Origin of the sequence: Pseudarthrobacter sp. CC4 (genome assembly GCF_048957775.1) — a bacterium.
GTDB lineage: Bacteria > Actinomycetota > Actinomycetes > Actinomycetales > Micrococcaceae > Arthrobacter.
In genome coordinates this window covers 12,003-34,270 of record NZ_JARCCZ010000031.1, presented here as the reverse complement: position 1 = coordinate 34,270, position 22,268 = coordinate 12,003, and the positions used below count along the sequence as shown (strand labels likewise).

Annotated in this window: 16 protein-coding genes; 6 read left to right on the top strand and 10 right to left on the bottom strand. The window is 66.5% G+C overall.

Going from position 1 to position 22,268, the window contains the following annotated elements; genetic code table 11:
• Nucleotides 1-6: 6 nt before the first annotated feature.
• The 7 genes from PV768_RS18945 to PV768_RS18915 all read right to left on the bottom strand — a co-directional run bounded on the left by PV768_RS18945 (nucleotide 7) and on the right by PV768_RS18915 (nucleotide 12,248).
• Nucleotides 7-2,889, bottom strand: a complete 2,883-nt coding sequence (locus PV768_RS18945) for a family 78 glycoside hydrolase catalytic domain (protein WP_421093874.1) — start codon at nucleotides 2,887-2,889, stop codon at nucleotides 7-9.
• Between the two features lie 53 nt (nucleotides 2,890-2,942).
• Nucleotides 2,943-4,454 carry a family 43 glycosylhydrolase gene (locus PV768_RS18940; protein ID WP_421093873.1) on the bottom strand — a complete coding sequence of 504 codons (1,512 nt, stop codon included), beginning with the start codon at nucleotides 4,452-4,454 and terminating at the stop codon, nucleotides 2,943-2,945.
• The gene (locus PV768_RS18935; protein ID WP_421093872.1) at nucleotides 4,451-6,952 is read right to left on the bottom strand and encodes a beta-glucosidase; all 2,502 of its coding nucleotides are present in this window, start codon (nucleotides 6,950-6,952) and stop codon (nucleotides 4,451-4,453) included. Before PV768_RS18935 ends, PV768_RS18940 begins: the two co-directional genes overlap by 4 nt.
• Nucleotides 6,953-7,021: 69 nt before the next feature.
• Nucleotides 7,022-7,882 carry an ATP-binding cassette domain-containing protein gene (locus tag PV768_RS18930; protein ID WP_421093871.1) on the bottom strand — a complete coding sequence of 287 codons (861 nt, stop codon included), beginning with the start codon at nucleotides 7,880-7,882 and terminating at the stop codon, nucleotides 7,022-7,024.
• Nucleotides 7,879-9,720 (bottom strand): dipeptide/oligopeptide/nickel ABC transporter permease/ATP-binding protein, encoded by a 1,842-nt coding sequence (locus PV768_RS18925; protein WP_421093870.1) that lies wholly within the window; start codon nucleotides 9,718-9,720, stop codon nucleotides 7,879-7,881. The genes PV768_RS18930 and PV768_RS18925 overlap by 4 nt, the downstream gene beginning before the upstream one ends.
• Nucleotides 9,717-10,658, bottom strand: coding sequence for an ABC transporter permease (locus PV768_RS18920; RefSeq protein ID WP_400575626.1), 942 nt, complete (start codon nucleotides 10,656-10,658; stop codon nucleotides 9,717-9,719). Before PV768_RS18920 ends, PV768_RS18925 begins: the two co-directional genes overlap by 4 nt.
• A 69-nt stretch (nucleotides 10,659-10,727) precedes the next feature.
• The gene (locus PV768_RS18915) at nucleotides 10,728-12,248 is read right to left on the bottom strand and encodes an ABC transporter substrate-binding protein (protein ID WP_400575627.1); all 1,521 of its coding nucleotides are present in this window, start codon (nucleotides 12,246-12,248) and stop codon (nucleotides 10,728-10,730) included.
• Between the two features lie 186 nt (nucleotides 12,249-12,434).
• Between PV768_RS18915 and PV768_RS18910 the strand changes: the two genes are divergently transcribed.
• On the top strand, nucleotides 12,435-13,073 hold the full coding sequence (locus PV768_RS18910) for a TetR/AcrR family transcriptional regulator (RefSeq protein WP_421093869.1): 639 nt from the start codon (nucleotides 12,435-12,437) through the stop codon (nucleotides 13,071-13,073).
• Nucleotides 13,074-13,110: 37 nt separating this feature from the next.
• Here PV768_RS18910 and PV768_RS18905 read toward each other — a convergent pair whose 3' ends face one another.
• The 3 genes from PV768_RS18905 to PV768_RS18895 all read right to left on the bottom strand — a co-directional run bounded on the left by PV768_RS18905 (nucleotide 13,111) and on the right by PV768_RS18895 (nucleotide 16,770).
• On the bottom strand, nucleotides 13,111-13,866 hold the full coding sequence (locus PV768_RS18905) for an SDR family NAD(P)-dependent oxidoreductase (RefSeq protein WP_421093868.1): 756 nt from the start codon (nucleotides 13,864-13,866) through the stop codon (nucleotides 13,111-13,113).
• The gene (locus tag PV768_RS18900) at nucleotides 13,850-15,880 is read right to left on the bottom strand and encodes a hypothetical protein (protein WP_421093867.1); all 2,031 of its coding nucleotides are present in this window, start codon (nucleotides 15,878-15,880) and stop codon (nucleotides 13,850-13,852) included. Before PV768_RS18900 ends, PV768_RS18905 begins: the two co-directional genes overlap by 17 nt.
• Before the next feature lie 146 nt (nucleotides 15,881-16,026).
• Nucleotides 16,027-16,770 carry a FadR/GntR family transcriptional regulator gene (locus PV768_RS18895; protein WP_421093866.1) on the bottom strand — a complete coding sequence of 248 codons (744 nt, stop codon included), beginning with the start codon at nucleotides 16,768-16,770 and terminating at the stop codon, nucleotides 16,027-16,029.
• Nucleotides 16,771-16,983: 213 nt separating this feature from the next.
• Here PV768_RS18895 and PV768_RS18890 point away from each other — a divergent pair, with 213 nt between their 5' ends.
• The 5 genes from PV768_RS18890 to PV768_RS18870 all read left to right on the top strand — a co-directional run bounded on the left by PV768_RS18890 (nucleotide 16,984) and on the right by PV768_RS18870 (nucleotide 22,268).
• A complete protein-coding gene (locus PV768_RS18890) occupies nucleotides 16,984-18,348 on the top strand; it encodes an MFS transporter (RefSeq protein WP_421093865.1) in 1,365 nt (454 codons plus the stop codon).
• 108 nt (nucleotides 18,349-18,456) lie between these two features.
• Entirely contained in the window at nucleotides 18,457-20,199 is a 1,743-nt protein-coding gene (locus PV768_RS18885) for a dihydroxyacetone kinase family protein (protein WP_421093864.1), read from the top strand.
• On the top strand, nucleotides 20,196-20,666 hold the full coding sequence (locus PV768_RS18880) for a ribose-5-phosphate isomerase (RefSeq protein ID WP_421093863.1): 471 nt from the start codon (nucleotides 20,196-20,198) through the stop codon (nucleotides 20,664-20,666). Before PV768_RS18885 ends, PV768_RS18880 begins: the two co-directional genes overlap by 4 nt.
• Complete coding sequence (locus tag PV768_RS18875) at nucleotides 20,650-21,453, top strand: triose-phosphate isomerase family protein (RefSeq protein ID WP_421093862.1); 804 nt, start codon at nucleotides 20,650-20,652, stop codon at nucleotides 21,451-21,453. Before PV768_RS18880 ends, PV768_RS18875 begins: the two co-directional genes overlap by 17 nt.
• A complete protein-coding gene (locus PV768_RS18870; protein ID WP_421093861.1) occupies nucleotides 21,450-22,268 on the top strand; it encodes a sugar phosphate isomerase/epimerase family protein in 819 nt (272 codons plus the stop codon). The genes PV768_RS18875 and PV768_RS18870 overlap by 4 nt, the downstream gene beginning before the upstream one ends.

Sequence of the window (22,268 nt, the reverse complement as noted above, 5' to 3'; positions counted from 1 at the left end):
CTTGGTTCAGGAGTTTTCAGGATTTCCGGCAGAGCGCCGGTCGGCCAGCGCGGCCAGCGCAGCGGCAATGTCGTGTTTGACGGCGGGCTGGGTGAAGAGCAGGCTCTGCTCCAACGTGGTCTGCCGGTACCAGATGGTGTCCCTGCGGAAAGCTACAGCCTCGGCGGGATTATGCGCGTCGATTGCCTTCCACGCGGCGGCATACGCCGCGGGGTCGTCCATGACGTCCGCGAGCGGGGAGGACAGGGACACCGTGCCGGATGCAGCTGCCGGCTCCGCACCGGCAACGTCCCAGCGATGCCGGCCTGAGCCCACCTCAAACTCCGCGGAACCACCAGGGAGCGATACCACGGCGCTAGTGCCCGGCGGCACGGTGGCCTCCACCAGGATGCGGTCACCCACGCGCTTCCAGGCAACCCGGGCCAGGCCGTAGGGGGTCTCGTGCGACGTCGACGCGTGCGTGAGGCTGCTGAGCGGACGGGGCGCGATGGCCAGTTTCCGGTACCCGGGAGTTGCCGGGGCCAGGCCGGCGACGGTGCGGTGCATCCAATCGGCGATCGCACCCAGCGCGTAGTGGTTGAAGGACGTCATTTCGCCGGGGTTGACGCTGCCGTCCTCGAGGATGGAGTCCCAGCGTTCCCAGATGGTGGTGGCGCCCTGCGTGACCGGGTACAACCAGGACGGGCACTCCGTCTGGGTCAGCAGCCGTTCGGCAGCGTACAGGTGGCCGGTGACGGTCAGGGCATCGGCGATCAGCGGCGTCCCCACGAATCCGGTGGCGATCCGGTAGCCGCCCAGGCGGGCGAGCTCGGCCAGCCGGTCCCCGAGAGCCTGGCGCTGGGACGGGTCGGTGCTGATCCCGAACATCAGGGCCAGCGAGTAGGCAGTCTGGGCGTCCGAGACCATCCGGCCGGCCGGAGTGACGTACTCGGCCAGGAAGGCGAGCCGGGTCGCCTCAGCAAGGGCCTCGTACTTACCCCGGTCAGTGTCATCACCGAGGACGGCGGCGCCCCGTGCCACCAGGTCCAGGGACCGGAACAGGTATGCGCTGGCCACAATGTCTCCGTGCGTGCGGGCGGCGCCGGGCTTGTCCGGCGGCGCGGCGGGGTCGAGCCAGTCACCCAGCTGCATCTGGCCCTGCCAGAGTCCGGAACTGTCCCGGACCTTCAGGAGGGCATCGGCCCAGTCCCGCATGCTGGCGTACTGCCGACGAAGCAGGCCGGTGTCACCGAAGCGTTCGAACAGCACCCACGGGACCACGGTTGCGGCGTCGCCCCACGCGGCCACAGGCGATTCGAGCATGTCGAGCACGGACGGCACGATAATGGGAACCACGCCGTCGCGGTGGCCCTGCTCAAGGGCCAGGTCCTGCAGCCAGGAGCCGAGGAAGCCCAGCGAGTCATAAAGGTAGCTGGCGGTGGGGCTGAAGACCTGGATGTCGCCGGTCCAGCCCAGCCGCTCGTCGCGTTGCGGGCAGTCAGTGGGCAGTGCCAGGAAGTTGCCCCGCATCCCCCAGAGGGCGTTTTCGTGCAACCGGTTCAGCAGCGGGTCCGAACATTCGAACCAACCGGTGCGGCGCATGTCGTTGTGGATGACGACGGCGGTGATCGCCGCCGGGTCCAGCTCGCCGGGCCAGTTGTCCACCTGGGCATATCGGAAGCCGTGGAACGTGAAGCGCGGCTCCCATTCTTCTTCGCCGTTGCCGGCCAGGGTGTAGGTGTCGGTGGCGGCGGCTTGGCGCAGCGGGCGGAGGGACAGTTCACCGTCCTCAAGGACTTCGGCATGCCGGAACGTAATGGTGTGGCCGGCTTCGCCCGAAACGCGGATCCGCAAACGGCCCACCAGGTTCTGGCCGAAGTCCAGCACGGTGGCCCCCGACGGCGTGGTCAGGACCTCCCGGACGGGCACCTCCTCGATGCGGCGCACGGGCGGGGCTGTGGCCGGGGTGGCCTCCGCCCAGCTCCCTCCCGAGTCGACAGCGGCGGGGAGCCAGTGCGCGTCGTCGAAACCGGCTTCGGACCAGCCGGCCTCGGCGCGCCCGGCATCGTAGGCCTCGCCGGCGTAGATCCCGCTGGACACCAGTGGGCCACCGGTGAAAGCCCGCCAGGCCGGCCCGCTGGCCACGGTTTCCCGCGTTCCATCGGTGTATTCAAGGCGCAGTTCCACCTTGACCGCCGGCTGTTCCCCGTAGAACGGTTTGGCGAAGCCATGGAAGCCGTACTTTTCGGTGAACCAGCCGCCGGCCAACCAGACGCCGATGGCGTTGGGGCCCGGAGCCAGGAGCGCCGTAAGGTCGGTGGTTTCGTGGTTGAGCCGGTCCGCGTACGCCGTCCAGCCCGGCTTCAGGACCTGGTCATCCACCTCACAGCCGTTGATTTCGGCCTGGTAGACACCGTGGGCGGTAGCGAACAGGGTGGCTTTGGCCAGTCCCTCCCGCACGGTGAACTCGTGCCGGAGCTGGCCGGGCTGGCCCGGCGGGTGTTCCTCCCCGGCCGCGGCCGGGAGGCTGAGGGCCTGGGCCTGCCACGGGCCGTCCACAAAACCACTCTCCAGGGAAAGGGGTGCGCTCCAGTCCGTGGTGCCGCCGTCGTTCCCGGTGACCCTGACCTCTACCTCCACCTGCTCACCCGCGGCGATGTCCCCGAAGGGCCAGTCCACCAGCACGGACTCCGGGCTTTCGTGCACGGTGGACTCCACCGTCCCGGCACGGGCCAGCCGAAGCTCGGCCCGGACCTGCCGCCAGTCCACGTTCCCGGTGGTCGTGGTCCAGCTGAGCCGCGGCCGGGGAACGGCGACGAACGGCGTGTCCGTCCGGTACTCGGCGGTCAACCGCGCGACCGCGGGCTGCTGGCTGATGGCTGACTGCGGTGTCAGGAAGGTGGATGTCACAGAAGACCTTTCAAGGGGGCGCGGGTGTCGAGACGGCTGGGGCGGTCCCGGAGCTAGCGGGGTTCGCGGCCCTCGCTGCGGAACCAGTCAAACGAGACGGTTCCGCTGCTGGCAAAGACGCCCGCCACCCGTCCGGTGAAGGACGCAGCGGTCTCGGCCGAGAGGTACCGGCCGTCGAGCTCGGCCAGGGTGACGGGTTCGCCGTCGATGACGGCCTGCAGTGCGATGGTGTCCGAGCTCAAGCTGCCGATGGCGTTGTCCGGGTTCGGCTCCCGGGTTTCGATCCGCAGTTCCACCGGACCGGCGGGCGCCGGTCGGGTCCAGCTCTGTTCGATCGAGGAGATCCTGGCCCGGGCCGTGATGGTGGCTCCGTCCGTTTGGATCGAGTAGTGGTGGGCCTCGTCGTAGCGGACTGCCAGGCCGCCCGCACCCTTGCCGGACTCTGGCGATCCGGCATTCACCAAAGCAGCGATGGTTTCCACTTGGGATTGCTGGCGGCGGCCCAGGAACGCGGGACGGGCATCGTCCAGGTCCGCGCCGTCGCTTGTCAGGGTGAGGCTCCCGGGGACTTTTTCGGTGGAGGCGAAGGCGCCAGGGAAGCGCCGGACGGCGACCCAGCCGCCGTCGAGGTCCGTGTTCGTAAAGTCATCCTGATACGCGAAGCCGCCGTCGCGGGGGTTCAGGATGACCGGCTCGGCAACGGGCCAGCCGTCCTCCCACGCGACCGGGGTGATGAACGTTTCCCGGCCCAGGGCGGAGAAGGCGCGTGTCATGCCCTTGGGCCGCATGCCGAGGAGCACCATGGCCCAGCTGCCGTCGGGGGTCTCCACCAGGTCACCGTGGCCCGTGTTCTGGATGGGCCTGTCGGTGCTCCGGGCACTCAGGATGGGGTTGCCCGGGTTGCCCTCGAACGGGCCGGCCGGGGAGGTTCCGCGGGCGATGCTGACACTGTGGCCGCGTTCGGTGCCGCCCTCGGCGATCATCAGGTACCAGTAGCTGCCATGCCTGTAGAGGTGCGGCGCCTCGGGGAACATCAGGCCGGTACCGGACCAGACGCTGCGCGGTTCCTCCAAGGCCTTGCCAGACTCAAGGTCAACCCGGACCTGGAGGATGCCGCCGTGCTCGTTGATGTTACCGGTGACCGTGTCCAGCCCGGAGTAGGTCATGTAGGCGGTGCCATCCTCGTCCCAGGCGAGGTCCTGGTCGATGCCGATGGCACCTTCGATGGCGAGCCCGTCGCTCCAGGGGCCGGCGGGGTTCTTGGCGGTAAAAACCAGCGTGCCGCGGGCCATGGCGTCCGTGACGGCGACATAGAACAGGCCGTCGTGGAAGCGGATGGTCGGTGCCCAGGCGCCGCCGAGGGTGGGCACGTCCCGCGAATCCAGCTGGCCCTCCCGGTCCACCACGTGGCCGATCCGGGTCCAGTTGACCAGATCGGTGCTGTGGTAGACGGGGATTCCGGGGAGATATTCGAACGTGGAGGTAGCCAGGTAGTAGTCCCCGCCCACCTTGACGATGCTGGGGTCCGGGTTGAAGCCGGGGATCAAGGGGTTTGGCAGGCTCATGCGGCGTCTTTCTGGTCTGCTGCGGACAGCGTCAGCGCGGTTTCGAGTGGCACGTTGGTTACGGAGGTGCCGATGCGGAGGGTGTAAGTTCCGGGTTCGTAGGTCCAGCCGTTGTCCCAGTAGGCCAGGAGGCGGGTGGGTACTTCCAGGGCGGCGGTGGCGGTTTCGCCGGGTCCGGCCCAGACCGGAGCAGAGGCGACGAGCCAGCGGACCGGGCGGTCGACGGCGGAGCCCGGTTTTTCGGCGTAAACCTGGACCACGTTCTTGCCCGGCCGGGTACCGGTGTTGGTCAGGGTCACGGTAAGGGGGACGACGGCGCCCGGGCCAGCGTGTGCGGGTGCGTCGGCTTTGTCCAGGGTCCAGCCGGTGTAGCCGAGGCCATAACCGAATTCATAGGCAGGTTCCGTGCCGGCTTTGAGCCAGGCGCGGTAGCCGATGTGGATGCCCTCGTCGTAGGTCAGGGTCCCGTCGGGTGCCGGGGTGACGTTGATGACGGGGACGTCCTCCTGGGTGGCTGGCCAGGTGGTGGGCAGCCGGCCGCCGGGTTCGCTGGCGCCGGTGAGGATGTCGGTGAGGGCGTGGCCGAACTCCTGGCCGCCGAAGTAGCCGATCAGGGTCGCCGCTACCTCCTCGCGCCACGGCAGCAGGACAGGTGAGCCGGAGTTGACGATCACGATGGTGCGGGGGTTGGCGGCGGCGACTGCGTGGACCAGGCGGTCCTGCAGGCCCGGAAGCGCCAGGGACGTCCGGTCGTAACCTTCGGATTCGACCCGCGAGTTGGTGCCCACGACGACGACGGCGGCCTCGGCCGCGCGGGCAGCCTCCACGGCGTCGCGGATCAGGGCGTCCGGGTCGGCGTCGTCCGCTTCGATGCCGATGGTGACGGCCAGGGCGTTGGACAGGGCGCCCTCGCGGTCATGGGTGTCCAGTTCGATCCGGACCTCCAAGGGGACGCCTGCCGTGGCCTGGACCTGGACGGACGCGGACGGCGGGGCGAGGAATGCCGCGCCGAGGTCCGTGCCGGTGGCTTCGATAGTGGCTTCACGGGCCAGGATGCCGTCGACGAAGATCCGGCCGTGGCCCACGGTGGAGAAACCCAGGTTGACCGGTCCAGTCTCCTCGGGCGTGAAGAAGGTGTGGAACTGGACCATGGAGGAGGCTGCGATGGGGGCGTCCCCGCCGAACCAGACCAAGGCAGTTGAGCGGCGGTCCTCGGCGAAGAGTTCGTTCCCGTTGGAGTCCAGGAACCGGACCCGCAGGCCGGGGGTTCCGGTGGCGGGGTTGGTGAGCTGTTCCAGCGGCAGTTCCGAGATGCCTTCCTGGACCACGGCGCCCACGCTGTAGGTCACGTTGTCGGCACCGAACGCTTCGCGGATCCCGTCCAGCGGGGTGATGACCTTTTCCGGCACCACCGTGGCAGAGCCGCCGCCCTGGGCCCGGGCGTAGCGGGCGTTGTGCCCAATCACCGCGACCTTCTTCACTGAGGCAGGATCCAGCGGCAGCACGCCGTCGTTCTTCACCATGACGGTGCCGGCGGCGGACGCTTCACGGGCGAACGCGGTGGGGTCCTCCCGGTCCGCCGGTTCGGCAGCCACCGGCTCGAAACCCTCCAGGGCGCCGACACGGGCGGCGAGCTGCAGGATCCGGAGCACCTTTCGGTCAACCGCGGATTCCGGAACCCGACCGGCTTTCACTGCCACCACCAGGGCTTCGCCCCAGGGACCGTCCGGCCCGGGCATGGCCAGGTCCTGGGACGCGTTCGCGGACTCAAGGCTACGGACGGCGGTCCAGTCACTGATGACCACACCGTCGAAGCCCCATTCGCTGTTCAGCGGGGTTTCCAGCAGGTCGTTTTCGGTGGCGGTGGCGCCGTTGATGGAGTTGTAGGCGCTCATCACCAGCCACGCCTTCGATTCAACGATGGCCTTTTCGAACGCGAGCAGGTAGAGCTCGCGTAGCGGCCGGTCCCCCACTTTCACATCCACGGTGAAGCGGTCCGTCTCGGAGTCGTTGGCGATGTAGTGCTTCGGGGTGGCTCCCACCCCGTTACGCTGCACTCCGGCAACGTACGCCGCGGCGAGTTCGGCGGTGAGGACCGGGTCTTCGCTGAATGCTTCGAAGTGCCGGCCGCCCAGCGGGGAGCGGTGCAGGTTGATCGTGGGACCAAGGACGACGTCGACGCCCTTTCGCCGGGCTTCAACGGCGGAAGCTGCGCCGAGTCGGTCAGCGATGGCCGGGTCCCAGGACGAGCTGATCGCCGCGGCGGACGGGAAGTTCATCGACGGCTCCCGCTCATCCCACACCTCGCCACGGACGCCGGTGGGGCCATCCGAGAACAGCATCCGGCGCAGGCCAATCTTCTCCAGCGGCCAAGTGGTCCAGAAGTCACGGCCGGTCAGCAGCTGGACCTTATCTTCGAGGGTCAGTTCAGCCAGGAGGGCTTTGAGCCGGACGTCGGTGCTCTGGTCAGTGTTCGTGTCAGTGGTGAGGGTTTCCATCGTGGCTTTCTTGGCTGTTTTGTGGAGGACGTGGTGCGTGTGCGGCTAAAGAGACCAGCTGGCCTCGGGTCAGGCGACGCCGGCCTGGAGGTCCTGCTGATGCTGGAGTTCCAGGAGGCGGAGCCGGTCAGCACGGTGCTTGGTCTGCCGGTCGGGATCGGGAATAGGGGCGGCCATGAAAAGCCGCTGGGTGTAGGGGTGTTCGGGAGCCCCGGTAACCTGCTCGCCGTCGCCCCATTCCACGATCTCGCCGTGGTACATCACGGCCACGCGGTGGCTGAGGTGCCGGACCACTGCGAGGTCGTGGGAGACAAAGAGGTAGGCGACGCCGGTGCGTTCCTGGATCTCGATGAAGAGTTCCATCACCCTGGCCTGGGTGGAGAGGTCCAGCGCGGACACGGGTTCGTCGCAGACGATCAGCTTCGGATCCAAGGCCAAGGCCCGGGCGATCGCGACGCGCTGGCGTTGGCCGCCGGAGAACTCGCGTGGCAGGCGGTGCGCGGCATCGTGCGGCAGCCGGACCTGGTCGAGCAGTTCAGCGACGCGCTTGTTGGCGGCCTGCCGCTCCACCTTGCGGACCGTCAGCGGCTCGGTCAGGATCTGCTCGATCGTCATAGATGGGTTCAGCGATGTGTACGGGTCCTGGAAGACCACCTGGATCTCGTGGCTAAGTTCCTTGCGCTGGGCCCGGCTGGCCTTGGAAATTTCCTGGCCGCGGTACTTGATGCTGCCGCCGGTGACCGGTGCCAGTCCCAGTGCGGCACGGCCCAGGGTAGTCTTCCCGGAACCGGATTCGCCCACCAGTCCCACGGTCTCGCCCGGCCTGATGTCCAGGGAGACGCCCTTCAGCGCCCGGAACGGTTCCCGGCGGAAGCCCTTGAGCGGGTATTCGACCACGACGTCCTTGACGTCGAGCAGCGTCTCTGTCATGACGTCACTTCCTTCAGTTCCTTGGTTCCGTCTGTCGCCGCGTCAGCAGGGCCGAGCGGGCCGCGGGGTGCGGTGTCCTCGAGGATCGCGTCCAGCACCTGCCGGGTGTAGGGGTGTTGTGCGTTGTTGAAGATGGCCCGGACGGGTCCGGTCTCCACCACGCGGCCGGTCTGCATGACCGAGACACGATCACACAGATCGGCCACCACGCCGAAGTTGTGGGTGACCAGAATTACCCCCATATTCAGTTCGCCCTGGAGTTCGCGGAGCAGGTTCAGGACTTCGGCCTGCACGGTGACGTCCAGGGCAGTGGTGGGTTCGTCGGCGATCAGCAGGTCCGGCTCACAGGACACGGCGCCGGCAATCAGGACACGCTGGGCCATGCCGCCGGAGATCTGGTGCGGGTACGCATTGAAGGTGCGTTCCGGGTTGGGAATGCCCACCTTGGCCAGAAGTGCCAGCGCCCGTGTCCGGGCCTCGGCTTTGGAGATTCCCAGGCAGACGCGCATTGGCTCCATCAGCTGGCTGCCGATCGTGAAGGCTCCGTCCAGGTTGGACATGGGTTCCTGCGGGATATACGCGATGCGCTTCCCGCGGACCTTGGTCATCTCCTTCTCGGAAAGGTGTGCCAGGTCCTGGCCCTCGAAGAAGATGGACCCGCCGGTGATGCGCCCGCCTTGGGGCAGGAGCCGGAGGATGGAGAACGCGGTCTGCGTCTTTCCGGATCCGGACTCCCCCACCAGGCCGTGGACTTCGCCGCGGCGGACCGTCAGGTTCACGTGGTTCACCACGTGGGTGGTGGAGCCGTCGGACTGGTCGTAGCCGACGCCGAGGTCGGTGACTTCCAGCAGCAGCTCTCCGGCATTCTCATTCAACTCTTCGGCGTGGACGACGGCGGCCGCACCGCGTTTCTCGGCGGCACCTTCTGCGTCGGCTGCATCGGCTGCTGCCGCGGCCTTGCGGCTCTTCTTGACCGGTCCGCGGCTGCGTTCCAGCTCGTCGCGCATGGCGTTGGCCAGGAGCGTCAGGGCGATGCAGACCAGCCCAATAATCAGGGCGGGCCACAGGACCAGGGTGGGGGATTTAAAGATATTGATGAAGCCGTCGTTGAGCATGCTGCCCCAGGTGGGGATGTTCAGGTCGCCCAAGCCGAGGAACTCCAGTCCAGCCTGGATGGCGATGGCGATGCCGAGGACCATAGCGGACTGGATGATGACAGGGGCCCGGACCACGGTCAGGATATGCCGGCCGATGATCCGGAAATCGCTGAGGCCGGAGACGCGCGCCGCATCAACGTACAACTCGTTGCGGACTGCAGTGACGGATGTATAAACGAGCCGGAAGAACGCCGGCGAAAGCAGCACACCGAAGATCACCATGGACAGCCACATGGAGGGGCCAACTACGGCGCGGGCCGCCAGCAGGACCACCATGCCCGGCAGAGCCATCATCAGGCCGGTGAGCCAGGAGGAGACCGAATCGAACCAGCCTGCGTAGTAGCCGGCGATCAGCCCGGCCGTGACGCCGATGACCAGTGCCACGGCAAGGGCCACCAGGGCTCCGGCGAGGCTGAACTGGCCGGCGAACAGCAGGCGGCTGAAGACATCGCGGCCCGCGCTGTCAGCGCCGAGGAGGTGTTCGGATCCGGCCTTGGCCAGCACATCCTTGAGGCTGGCTGCGTTGGGATCATGCGTTGCCAGCACCGGGGCCAGGATCGAGGCCAGTGCCACCAGGAACAGGACCAGCAGCGAAGCAGCACCCGTCGGGTGGGTCAGGAGCTTGCGGAACAGGGAAACCTTAGCTGCCGTGGTAGGCAGTGCGATGGGAGCTTCGATCATGACAGCCGAACTTTCGGATTGAGCCAGCCTTGGGCGAGGTCGATGATGAGGTTGACGGTGACCACGATGGCAGCCGTCGCAACGACGACGCCCATCACCACCGGAATGTCACCCTGGCCGGTGGCGGCGACGGTGATCTGCCCAAGGCCGGGCAGGGCAAAGATCTGTTCAACGATGACGGCGCCGCCAAGCAGTCCAATGAACTGCACGGCCAGCACGGCAAGGGCCGGACCGCCGGCATTGCGCAGCACGTGTTTGTAGACCACCCGGTTGAAGGACAGGCCGCGGGCGCGCAGCGTTCGGACGTAGTCCTGGCGGAGCGCATCGATCAGTGACCCGCGGATCTGCTGCACCACGGCAGCGATGCAGCCGATCGATAGCGCGATGATCGGCAGGGTGACTGTGGCCGCCCAGCCGCCGAATGACGTCGTAATTGGTACATACCCTGTGGCCTTGAACCACTTGAGGTTGAGGGCGAACAGGGACACCAGCCCCAGCGCGATCAGGAACCCGGGGATGGCGAAGCCAAGGACGCCCACGAACTGGACCATACGGTCCACCCAGCCGCGGCGCACTGCCGCCCAGACGGCCACTACCACCGACACGACCGCAGCGATGATGGTGGCACCGAGGACCAGGGAGATGGTGACGGAGACGCGGCTGCTGACCCCGACGCTGACGAGCTGGCCGGTGAACCAGGATCTGCCAAGGTCGCCCGTCAGGGCCCCGCCCAGCCAGTCCCAGTACTGGACAACAAGCGGGCGGTCCAAGCCCAGCTGATTGGCCTTCAGCGCAACCTGGGCATCGCTGGCGGTGGGTCCCACGATGCGGCGGGCGATGTCGCCGCCGCCGGCGTAGAGCAACAGGTAGGCCACCGTGGTGATGACGAACAGCAAGAGGACACCGGCAAGCAGGCGCCGCAGCACGAATCGGTACATTCGAAATTCCTTAAGGAAGGTTCCTGAGGCTGCCGGGCCGGGCGAGGGGCCCGTCCGGCAGCCGGTCCGCTAGGAGGCGGGGGTGAAGGACCAGAGGAACGGGTAGGCGTTGCCCGTCTGGACCTCGACGTTGGTTTTTGCGTCGGTCACGAAGCTGGACTGGGGGCGGTACCACGGGGCAAACCAGGCCTGTTCCACGATGTACTTGTTCAGTTCCTTGGCAGCGGACTTCTGCTCTTCAGCGGAACCCATGTGAATCTTGTTGACCAGTTCGTCGACCTTGGGGTCCTCGTACTTGTACGGGTTCCAGGGGGCGTTGGGGGTGAGCTTCATGTTGATCAGCTGCCAGTCTGACTGCTGTTCAAGGATCATGTAGCTGACGCCGAACTTCGGGGCCAGGAGGTCGGCGATGAAGTTGTTTCCGACGTCCGTGAACTTTACGTCAATGCCCACGTCCTTGAGCTGCTGGGTGATCAGCGCCGGGATGGTGTTGCCCAGCAGGGTGGAGGACGGCAGTTCCAGGGTGAGCCCGCTGGCGTAACCGGCTTCGGCCAGCAGGGCCTTGGCTTTGGCGGGGTTGTAGGTGTAGCGGGAGTCAAGGGACTTGTCATAGGCGTCCGACGACGGCGGGAACACCTGGGTGGTCAGCTCACCGTAGCCCTGGCCAATGGATTCCAGCATGGCCTTGGAGTCGAAGGCGTAGTTGAGTGCCTGGCGGACGCGGACGTCCTTCAGTGCCGGGTTGGTGGTGCCGGCGCGGTCGAAGATGAGCAGGCCGGACCAGTTCAGCTCGAGGGGGTTGACCTTGTAGCCGGCTGCTTCGATTTCCGACAACGTGTTGTTGTCGATGGTATTGGCGGCGTTCAGGGTGCCGGATTTGATGGCATTCAGCAGCGAGGTCTGGTCGCTGTAGACGTTCAGGACCAGATTGTCATAGTGACGGAGGTCTTTGGCCCAATAATCCGGGTTGCTCTTGTAGGTGTAGGAGGTGCCCGTGACCGTTGCGGCGGTATCCAGGATGTAGGGCCCGGAGCCGACAGGATTGGTGGCGATGTCCGCGTTGCCGAAGGAAGCCGGGCTCTGCATGAACGATGCGTCCTTGGACAGGTAGTTCAGGAAGGCCGGGTCCGGAGCGGAGAGGGTCAATTCCAGTGTGGTGGCGTCCACGGCCTTAGCGGTCTGCAGGGCGGCGAGGAACTGCGCGTCCGGGGAGGTGCCGGCCTTGAATCGCTCGAGGTTCTGCTTGGCGGCGTCGGCGTTGAAAGCTGTGCCGTCAGTGAACTTCACGTCATCGCGCAGCTTCAGGGTAAGGACGGTCTTGTCCTCGTTGTAGTTCCACTCCGTGGCAAGCATCGGGACAAGCGTTCCGTCCGGCTCCATGCGGATGAGGGTGTCGTATACGGCCTGGTAGAACGGCGAGAGGTTGGCGAACTCGGACTGGTCGGCGGCAAAGGTCTTCGGCGCCAGCAGGGCGCCAAGGGTGAGGGTTTCGGAGGACTGTTCTCCGGAGGCATCTCCGCCCGCGGAGCAGCCTGCGAGGCTCAGGGCAACGGCGGCAACAATTGCGGCCATTCGCTTCGATCGGAACATCTTTGGTCCCTTTCACGGTCAGTGGCGTCCACCATGGACGGCCATTGGGAAAGACCGTAACATGAAAACCTAGTGCCTACTAGGTTTTCATTCTGGAATCTTGAATCGATACGAAATGTGACGCCCCACACAGTGGCCGACCCGCCCGCGCCACTTGTCCGGCGGCTCGCTTGATAGGGTTTTGTGATGACTGATTCTCCTGCCGTGGCGGTTGCCGATGCTCCCCGCAGGGGCCGGCCGCGGGGCAGCTATGCCAAGACTGAGGCCCGCCGGAAGGAGATCCTGACGGCCGCGTTCGAGGTTTTCGCGGCGTCAGGCTACCGGGCGGGGTCATTGAAGGATGTGGCTGACAAAGTGGGCCTGACCCAGGCTGGGCTCCTGCACCACTTCCCAAGCAAGGAAGCGCTGCTGGAAGCGGTGCTGACCCTTCGTGATGAGGAGTCCGTGGACCGGCTTGGCACCGCCGACGCCAAGGGCATGGACCTGTTGCGGGGGCTGGTTGAGCTGACGCGCTACAACACCACTATCCCGGGCCTGGTGTCCCTGTACTGCATACTCTCGGCGGAAGCAACTGACCCGGAGCATCCAGCCCACGAATACTTCTTGCGCCGCTATACCTGGGTCCGGGACACCATCTCCGGGGCCTTTGCGGAAGTCGCAAGGCTTGGCAGGCTCCGCCCCGGCATCGCTCCCCTTGCAGCCACGCGGCAGCTCATCGCCCTGATGGACGGGCTGCAGGTGCAGTGGCTGCTGGACAACGACTCTGTGGACATGCCCGCCGAGGTGGCTGCGTTCCTGGAGGCCATCACCACGGAAAAGTTCTAGCCGGGCCGCACGGTCAGCGCGGCCCGTGGGCGCCGCCCTACAGCGCCGTCAGGCCGCCGTCCACCGTGAAGATCCCGCCGGTTGCGTAAACCGAGTCGTCGCTGGCGAGGAAGACCATGATGCCCTCCACGTCGGCAGCCGTCCCCGGACGGCCCAGCATGGTGGAATTCACCAGGCCAGCGCGACTGACAGGGTCGTCGGCGATGGCCTGGACCAGGGGTGTTTCGGTGTAACCCGGGACCACGATGTTGACGCGGATGCCGGCGTGCGCGTAGTCGGCGGCCACAACTCGAGCGAGGCCATGGACGCCCGCCTTGGAGCTCGTGTAGGCGGTGAAGGTCTGGCCGCAGGCCACCACGGCGGTGGGGCTGCCCGTGCAGATGATGGACCCGCCGCTTCCTTCCATGGCCCGGACGGCGTGTTTGAGTGTCAGAAAGGCTCCGCGCTGGTTGATGGTAACCGTCTTCTCCCAAACGGCCAGGTCCAGGTCGCCTACTTTAGCGTCCTGGCCGAACAGCTGGACTCCGGCGTTCGCCACCACCACGTCGAGCTGGCCGGCCGCTGCAACCTCAGCGTAGGCAGCAACCACACTCCCTTCGTCTGAAATGTCCATCCGGAGGGCGTGGGCCCCCGAAGCCCCTGTAGCGGCGGCGGCTTTCTCGACGGCTTCCACGTTGATGTCGGCGAAGTAGACAGTGGCTCCTTCGGCGACGAATCGCTGGGCAACGGCCAGGCCTATCCCCGAGCCGGCCCCCGTGACGAGGGCAGTTTTTCCTTCAAGACGCAGACCCATTGGGGTCTCCTTTCACATAGGTGGCGCCGCCGGCTGAAGGCGGCAGCAAAACGAGATGGGGTGGTTCAGTCGGTGCCGGAAACTTGGTGTCCGGGAAACGGACGACGCCGGCGGACCAAGGCCCGAGCGTCAGCCGCCCGCCCGCGGGGTCGCCGTCGCTGTTGGCATTGAAGCCGATGGCAGCGGAGGTCGCCTGCCCGAAAGCGGCCCACGTGGCGCGGCCAGCGCCCACGCCGTCCGGAAGCCGGACATCCACAGCAATGGCCGAGCCGGAGAGATTGCCTGCGAAAATGACAACGCCAGCCGCCGCCAGCACCGGATAGAGCGTCACCGGCCCCAGCTCGGCGTCGACCGACATGACCACGGAGTCCCGGAGCCCGGCGAGCTCCCTGAGCAGTTCACCGGCGGGGTTCAGCCGGCCATCGGCGTCACAAAAGCCCCGCGGGCCGGACGCCTCAAAGTAACTGACGGACGCCACCCCGTCCATGGTCAGCGCATTGATACTCGCCAGCGTCCACGCCGCGGTGAACGGCTCGCCTTGGAGTTCGTCAGCTTCGGCCCCGGTGTCGGCACCGGACGTGGCTACGGCGTTGAACCGCGGCAGCAGCGTAACCGGACCAACGTGGACGGGTCGTCCGCCGCCCAGGCGCAGCGCGTTCCGGGCCACGAGCCGCTGCATGGGCACGCTGTCGATGACGTGTGCAGCCTCGGTACTGTGCATCTGCGGCGTGATGCTGAACGTCAGGGCGTCAGAATCCGACGGCGTGCGGCCGATCTCGCGGTTCAGTTCCGTGAAGTGCGCCCGGGTTCCGGCCAGGAGGCTTCCGCCGAACCCTGCGTCACGCGCCGATTCCTTGAGTTCCGGCCAGGTGTCCGGCTCAGTGATGTGGCTGGCAGGATGGAACACCGCGAGCCTCTTGGCTTGCGGCAGATAGGGCGCGAAGTCTGCGACGGCGGCTACCGGGTCCGCGGTCACTGCCCGGATGTCCAGCCCGGCTCTATGGATGGAGGCGGCGGTCGCCGCGGCCGCCAGCTGGGCTGCCCAGTGTGATCGGTCGGCACCGCCGTCCTGTTCTTCGACAAGTTCAACCACAAGGGCGTCGAGCCCGGGGATCGCAGGGAGCACCCCTGGCTGCGACCCGGCCCCCACAGCCAAGGCGGGAACCCGGCCGGCATCGGCATCAGCGCCAATCCGCGCCGAAACCACCGTGGACACAATGAAAGTGTCGCCGTGGGCAGCGACAGCAGCGAGTTCCACAGCCTCCTGTGGCTCCAGCGCGGCGGCCTCGAGGAGGACGGACTGCCGAACAGTGTCCCCGGCAGCCACGTCCACCGGAAAGGGCAGCGACAGCGGCGTGCCGTACGTCTTGAAGGACGCGTCCGTCCAGTTCCGCTGGTCCTCCGTCTCAAAGACGTCACCGGTGAACGAAAGACGGAGGGCAGTACCAGCGTCGGCCCACTCAAGGGCTGCGATGTCCGTAAAGGGCTGGTGCGGGCTGATGTCGCGAGGAAACTGCGCGGATGTAGTGCCGCCGTCGCAGTGTTCCACTGTGATTTCCCGGCCGGCCTCAGCCGGAGGGTGGAGTACCACTAAGCCGATCCGGTTGCTGCGGAAGGCATGCGCAGCAGCACCTTCAAAGGAAATTTCCACGGTCGCGGGAGTGAATTCGGCCGTCAGTACGCCGTCGTACTCCACGCCGTGGCCGGCGAACGCTACGGTCCAGCGCGCCCGCAGGCCGTCGTCGTCCCGTTTGACTTCGACGTCTCGAATCGAGGGTTTCGGAGTCCGCCAATCGTGGTCCCGAACTACCGCCTTGACAGCTCGCAGGACCTCCCGGCCCGCATAGCTGATGTGTGCGAGTTCGTCGCCCACAAGCCGGGCGGTCCACGGACCTGCGGAGAGAACCCGGACTGGGGGTGCAACGCGGGCCTGGACGGAAGTTGACTGTTGCGGCTGACCGGTCAGGGGCTGGGAAGACACATCACTGCTCTCTGCCTTGTCCGGGGCTGCCATGGCCCGGATGCCCGGCGTCGCTAAGGCAAATTCATAGAGGACCTGTGAGGCAGGCCCTATCCGATTATGGAATTACCCCCACAACAAGTCAACCGGTTGACCAATGGCCGGTCGGCAGTCGGACCAGCAGGAGCCTCCTCGAAAAGCTACTGCGAGGCGTCAAAGCCGGCGAGCAGCCGCCGGGACGCGGTCTGCATGTGCGAGCGCATGGTCTTGGTGACCGCCTCAGAATCACGCGCCTCAAGAGCGGTGAATATTTCGGCGTGTTCCTTGAGCGCGGCCGCCGCATGCCCTTCGTCAGTCAGCGCGCGGTCCACCCAGATCCGCAGCAGGGAGCGAATGCTTTGAAGTAACTCCTTGAGAACCTGGTTTCCGGAGCTTTCGGCGATTTCGCGGTGGAATGCGGCATCGGCTTCCACAAAGACCGCCAGGTCATTGAGCGTCTCGGCCATGGTGGCCAGGTTGCCCCGCATGCGCTCAAGGGCCTCATCGGTGATCCGGTCTGCGGCGAGCTGCGCGGCCTGGACTTCCAGGCCACTGCGCAATTCCACGAGCTCACGGGTGCGCGGCGCACCCAGCATCAGGCCCCAGCTCAACGTGCGCGGCAGGAGTTCGGAGATGCCATCGCGAAGGTAGGTGCCGGACCCGGGGCGCACAATCACAATCCCCAGGATCTCCAGGGCGGCAAGCGCCTCACGCACCGCGGACCGGCCAACACCCAGGGACGCGGCCAACTGGCGCTCCGCCGGGAGGCGCGTCCCGACGGCGATATCACCACTGGTGAAATAAGCCAGGAGGCGCTCTGCGACTTCAGAGACAACGGAGCCTTGGCCCACGGAACCGAGCGCTGCACTGATCTTGGCCGACGACTCGGCAGAGTTTATGGACACATCCCAAGCGTAACAACAGGGCCTCCACGGGACGCCAATCTTCACACTCAAGAAAGGGAACACATCAACCGGTTGACCAATTTTGGTTACGCTCTTATCGTTGAAGTCACACATGCTTTAGCCGCCGGCCCGATCCCCCTGCGTTTCCGGCGTTGAAACAGCCCAAGCCTCCAGTGACGGACGCTGCCGGAATAACAACATCTAGGAGTCAACGTGGACACCATCCAATCGGTGGTCGAAAAATCAGCAATCAGGAAAGTGGCGATCCGGCTTGTCCCGTTCGTCGCCCTGATGTTCTTCATCAACTACCTGGACCGCACCGCCATCTCGTTCGCCGGCCCCAACGGCATGAACACGGACCTAGCGCTCTCCGCCGCACAGTTCGGCTTCGCGTCAGGCGTGTTCTTCATCGGCTACATCCTGCTGGAGGTCCCCAGCAACCTGGCCCTGCACAAGTTCGGCGCCCGCCGCTGGCTCGCCCGCATCATGGTCAGCTGGGGCATCGTGTCCCTGCTGTTCACCTGGGTGGGCAACGTGGAGCAGCTCTACATCCTGCGCTTCATTTTGGGTGTGGCCGAGGCTGGCTTCTTCCCGGGCGCCATCCTCTTCCTCAGCCTCTGGGTCCCATCCCGGCACCGCAGCAAGATCCTGGCCCTCTTCTACCTGGCCCAGCCCCTGACCACCGTGATCGGTGCACCGCTGGCCGGCCTCCTCATCCAGCAGCACGGCCTCTTCGGCCTTGAAGGCTGGCGCGTCATGTTCTTCGGCGTTGCCCTCCCCGCCATCATCGTCGGCGTCATCGCCTGGTTCTACCTGGCCGACTCCCCCGCGACTGCCACCTGGCTGACGCAGGAGGAGAAGACCTGGCTGACCGGCGCCCTGGAAAAGGAAAAGCAGGAAACCGCCGCCAGCAACAAGCATGTCAGCGTCCGCACCGTCTTCGGCAACGGCCGCGTCTGGATGCTCTCGCTCATCTACTTCGGCTTCATCTACGGCCTGTACGCACTCGGGTTCTTCCTGCCCACCATCATCGCCGGCTTCGAAGGCATCTACGGCACCAAGTTCGACGTGTTCCAGAAGGGCCTGATCACGGCAATCCCATACCTGCCCGCGGCTTTCGCCCTGTACTTCTGGTCCAAGGATGCCACCAAGCGCGGCGTCAGGACCTGGCACATCGCGCTTCCCGCCCTGACCGGCGCGATCAGCATCCCGCTGGCCCTGTTCGCCGGTTCCCCGGCAGCCACCATCGCCGTCATCACCATCACCGCCATGTCCATCTTCGCGGCGCTGCCCAACTTCTGGACGGTGCCCACGCAGTTCCTCACCGGCGCCGCGGCAGCAGCGGGCATCGCTCTCATCAACACGGTGGGCAACCTGGCAGGCTTCAGCGCCGGCTACATCACCGGCTGGCTCAAGGACCTGACGGGCAGCTACACGGTTCCCATGTTCGTCGTCGGCGGCTTCATGTTCCTCTCCTGCATCCTCATGGTGACCCTCAGCCGCGCCGGCAAGGTCAGCGAAGGCGGCCAGGCCGAGGCGCTGGACCCGGCCGGAGCCGGACAGCACGCAGAGCCGTAAATACCGCGCCACACAAAACCCGGTGGCGTCCCCCTCACCCGGGGGCGCCACCGCCCCAAACTGCACCACCGAACGACCTCCCACCACGTCAGTCCCAGGAGCTTTCCCATGACCCGCCTGTTCAACGAACCCGCAGCCTTCGCTGACGAAATGATCGAAGGCTTCGTCGCCTCCCACGGCCGCTGGGTCAAGCGCGTCTCCGGCGGCGTGGTCCGCAACACCAAGAGCACCCCGGACACGGTGGCCCTGGTGATCGGCGGCGGCTCAGGCCACTACCCTGCCTTCGCAGGGCTGGTGGGACAGGGCCTCGCGCACGGCGCCGCGATGGGCAACCTCTTCGCCTCCCCGTCCGCGCAGCAGGTCTACAACGTGGCCAAGGCAGCGGACAACGGCGCAGGCGTGCTGCTGGGCTACGGCAACTACGCCGGCGACGTCCTGCACTTCACACAGGCCCAGGAACGCCTCCGCCGGGAAGGTATCGACTGCCGGAGCATCGCCGTGACCGACGACGTCTCCTCGGCCCCGCTGGCCGAACGCGCCAAGCGCCGCGGCATCGCCGGCGACCTGACCGTCTTCAAGGTGGCCGCCGCAGCCGCAGAGGCCGGCTACTCCATGGACGCCGTGGTGGACATCGCCGAGCGCGCCAACGACCGCACCCGCTCCTTCGGCGTCGCCTTCAGCGGCTGCACCCTGCCGGGCGCGGACCACCCGCTGTTCTCTGTCACGGAGGGCCGCATGGCCGTGGGCATGGGCATCCATGGCGAGCCTGGCATCGGCGAGACAGACATTCCGACGGCGGATGGACTCGCCGAGCTGCTGGTGTCCAGGCTGCTCACCGAGATCCCCGACGGCGTCACCCTTGCCGGGGACAAAACGGGATCCCGCGTGGTTCCCATCCTCAACGGCCTGGGCAGCGTGAAATACGAAGAGCTCTTTGTGGTCTACCGCCGGGTTGCCCAACTCTTGGCCGAGACCGGGCTGGAAGCGGTGGACCCACAGGTGGGCGAACTCGTTACCAGCTTCGACATGGCCGGAACCTCCCTTACCCTGTTCTGGCTCGACGACGAACTCGAAACCCTGTGGAACGCCCCCGCCGATGGTCCCGCTTTCCGCCGCGGCGCCGTCACCGCCGATGCCCTGGAGGCAAGGGACGCGGTTGAAGAGGCCGACGTCGAACTTTCCATCCCCGGTGCCACAGCGGACTCCCGGGCAGCCGCCACGCGGGTCCTCGCCGCGCTGGATGCTGCGAAGACCGTGGTGGACGCCAACGCCCACGAGCTGGGCCGGATCGACGCCATCGCCGGCGACGGCGACCACGGCATTGGCATGGAACGCGGCGTCCGCGCCGCAGTCGAAGCCGCAACGGACGCCGTCGGACGCGGGGCTGGGGCAGCCACCACCCTGTACTTCGCCGGTGACGCCTGGGCCGACAAAGCAGGCGGCACCTCCGGCGCGCTCTGGGCCGTCGCCGACGCCGTGGGTGACATCAAAGCGCCCGACGGCGATGCTGTCGCCGCCGGGGTCGCAGGGGCAGCTGCGGCAATCATGGAGTTCGGCAAGGCCAAGCCCGGCGACAAAACCCTGGTGGACGTCCTGGTCCCGTTCCGCGACGCCCTCACCTCAGAGGTGGTCGCCGGGAAGAGCCTCACCGAAGCCTGGGGCACCGCAGCCGCCACCGCCCAGGAAGCCGCCGACGCCACAGCCAACTTGCTTCCCCTGATGGGCCGGGCACGTCCGCACGCCGAGAAGAGCCTGGGCACCCCGGACGCCGGCGCCGTCTCCATGGCACTGATCATCCGGGCAATCCACAACACTTTTGCCGAGAACACCCCAACTAAGGAGAAAGCATGAGCGCCAGACTGCGCCTGGTCATTGGAGCCGACGACGCCGGTTTCGAGTATAAGGAAGCCCTAAAAGCTGACCTGGAAGCCTCCGAACTGGTGGAATCCGTGACCGACGTCGGTGTGGACGCCGCCAGCCACACCCCCTACCCGTCCGTGGCTATCGCCGCCGCCGAGCTCATCGCCGCCGGCAAGGCAGACCGCGCACTGCTCGTCTGCGGCACTGGCCTGGGCGTGGCCATCGCAGCTAACAAGGTCCTCGGAGTCCGCGCCGTCACCGCGCATGACAGCTTCTCGGTAGAACGCTCCATCCTCTCCAACAACGCCCAGGTCCTCACCTTCGGCCAGCGCGTGGTCGGCCTGGAACTCGCCCGTCGCCTCGCCAAGGAATGGCTCACCTACACCTTCGACGAAAGCTCCGCGTCTGCAGAGAAAGTCACGCTGATTAAGGACTACGAAGGTGTCACTTCCTGCTAACAACCCGAAGGCCATCATCGGCGTCAGCCTGAAGATGTACTTCGGCTACCAGCGCTCGGTGGACTACTGCCGCGACGTGGCGGCGATCGCCCTCGCACACCCGGCAGTCCGGAAGGACGGCGTTGAACTCTTCGTACTGCCCACCCTTCCGGTTCTTCCCGAGGCCGCCCGCATCCTGGGCCCCGCGGGAGCCGCCACCGGCGCGCAGGATATCTTCTGGGAGGACGAAGGCGCCTTCACCGGCGAGGTCGGCGGCAAAACCGTGGCTGAACTCGGCGGCCGCTACGCCGAAGTGGGCCACGCCGAACGGCGCCGCATCTTCGGCGAGGATGACAGGATCATTGGCCTGAAGACCGCCGCCGCCTACCGCAACGGCCTCACCCCGGTCCTGTGTGCCGGTGAGCTGCATCAGGGAACCGTGGAGGAGGCAATCACACGCTGCTCCGCGGAGATTGACGCCGCGATCAACCGGGCCCGGACCCTCGGACCGGCCGGCCGGACCATCGTGGCCTACGAGCCGCAGTGGGCCATCGGCGCCCCGGAACCCGCGACGCCGGAGTACATCAGCGCCGTCATCACCGGACTGGACGCCCACCTGCGCGCACTGCCCGGCCAGGAGAACAGCCGCGTGATCTACGGCGGCAGCGCCGGCCCGGGCCTGATCACCAAACTCGACTCCGCCGTCGCCGGCCTCTTCCTGGGCCGCTTCGCCCACGATCCCAAGGCGCTGAAGACCATCCTGGACGAGACCGCCGCACGGCTAGCCGCAGCGGAGGTGACAGTATGACGTCACGCAGTGGGCAGGGTTCGAGAATTGGCCTGAGCAGCTACGCATTCTTCTGGCAGCTCTCGGACAAGGTCTCGGAGCCGCTAAGCATCCACGACGCGCTGGAGCGCACAGCGGACCTGGGCGTGGACCTCTTCCAGGTCTGCGATTATGCGCCGCTCGACGCCATGGCCGATTCCGAACTGGAAGCAGTCCGGGCCACAGCGGACCGGTTGGGCATCTCCCTGGAGCTCGGCACCAAGGGCATCCGCCCGGAGCACCTGCGGAAGTTCCTGCACATCGCCGGGATACTGGGTTCTCCCCTGCTGCGGACCATGTTCAACACCCTTGGCCACACCCCAACGAACAAGGAGGCGGTGGGAATCTTCAAGGAGGTCATGCCCGCGTTCGAGGCTGCAGGGGTGAAGATTGCGGTGGAGACCTACGAGCAGGTTCCCACCTCCCGGATCCTGGACGTGATCCGGGGCGTGGACAGCCCGTACCTGGGCATCTGCAGCGATCCCGCCAACACGGTCGCGGCGCTGGAAATGCCGCGCGAGGTGATTGACGCCGTCGCGCCCCATGTCCTGAACATGCACATCAAGGATTTCGCGTTCAGCCGCAAGGACGGCTGGGTCGGCTTTACCTATGCCGGGGCCCCGCTCGGCGAGGGCCTGCTCGACTACGACTACATGGTCAGCGCCATCAAGCCCCACCAAAGAAATATCAACCAGATCGTCGAACACTGGCTGCCGTGGCAGGACTCCGAGGCCGAAACCATCCGCCTCGAAAACCAGTGGACCCGGCACAGCATCGAATTCCTAAGGAGCAAATGA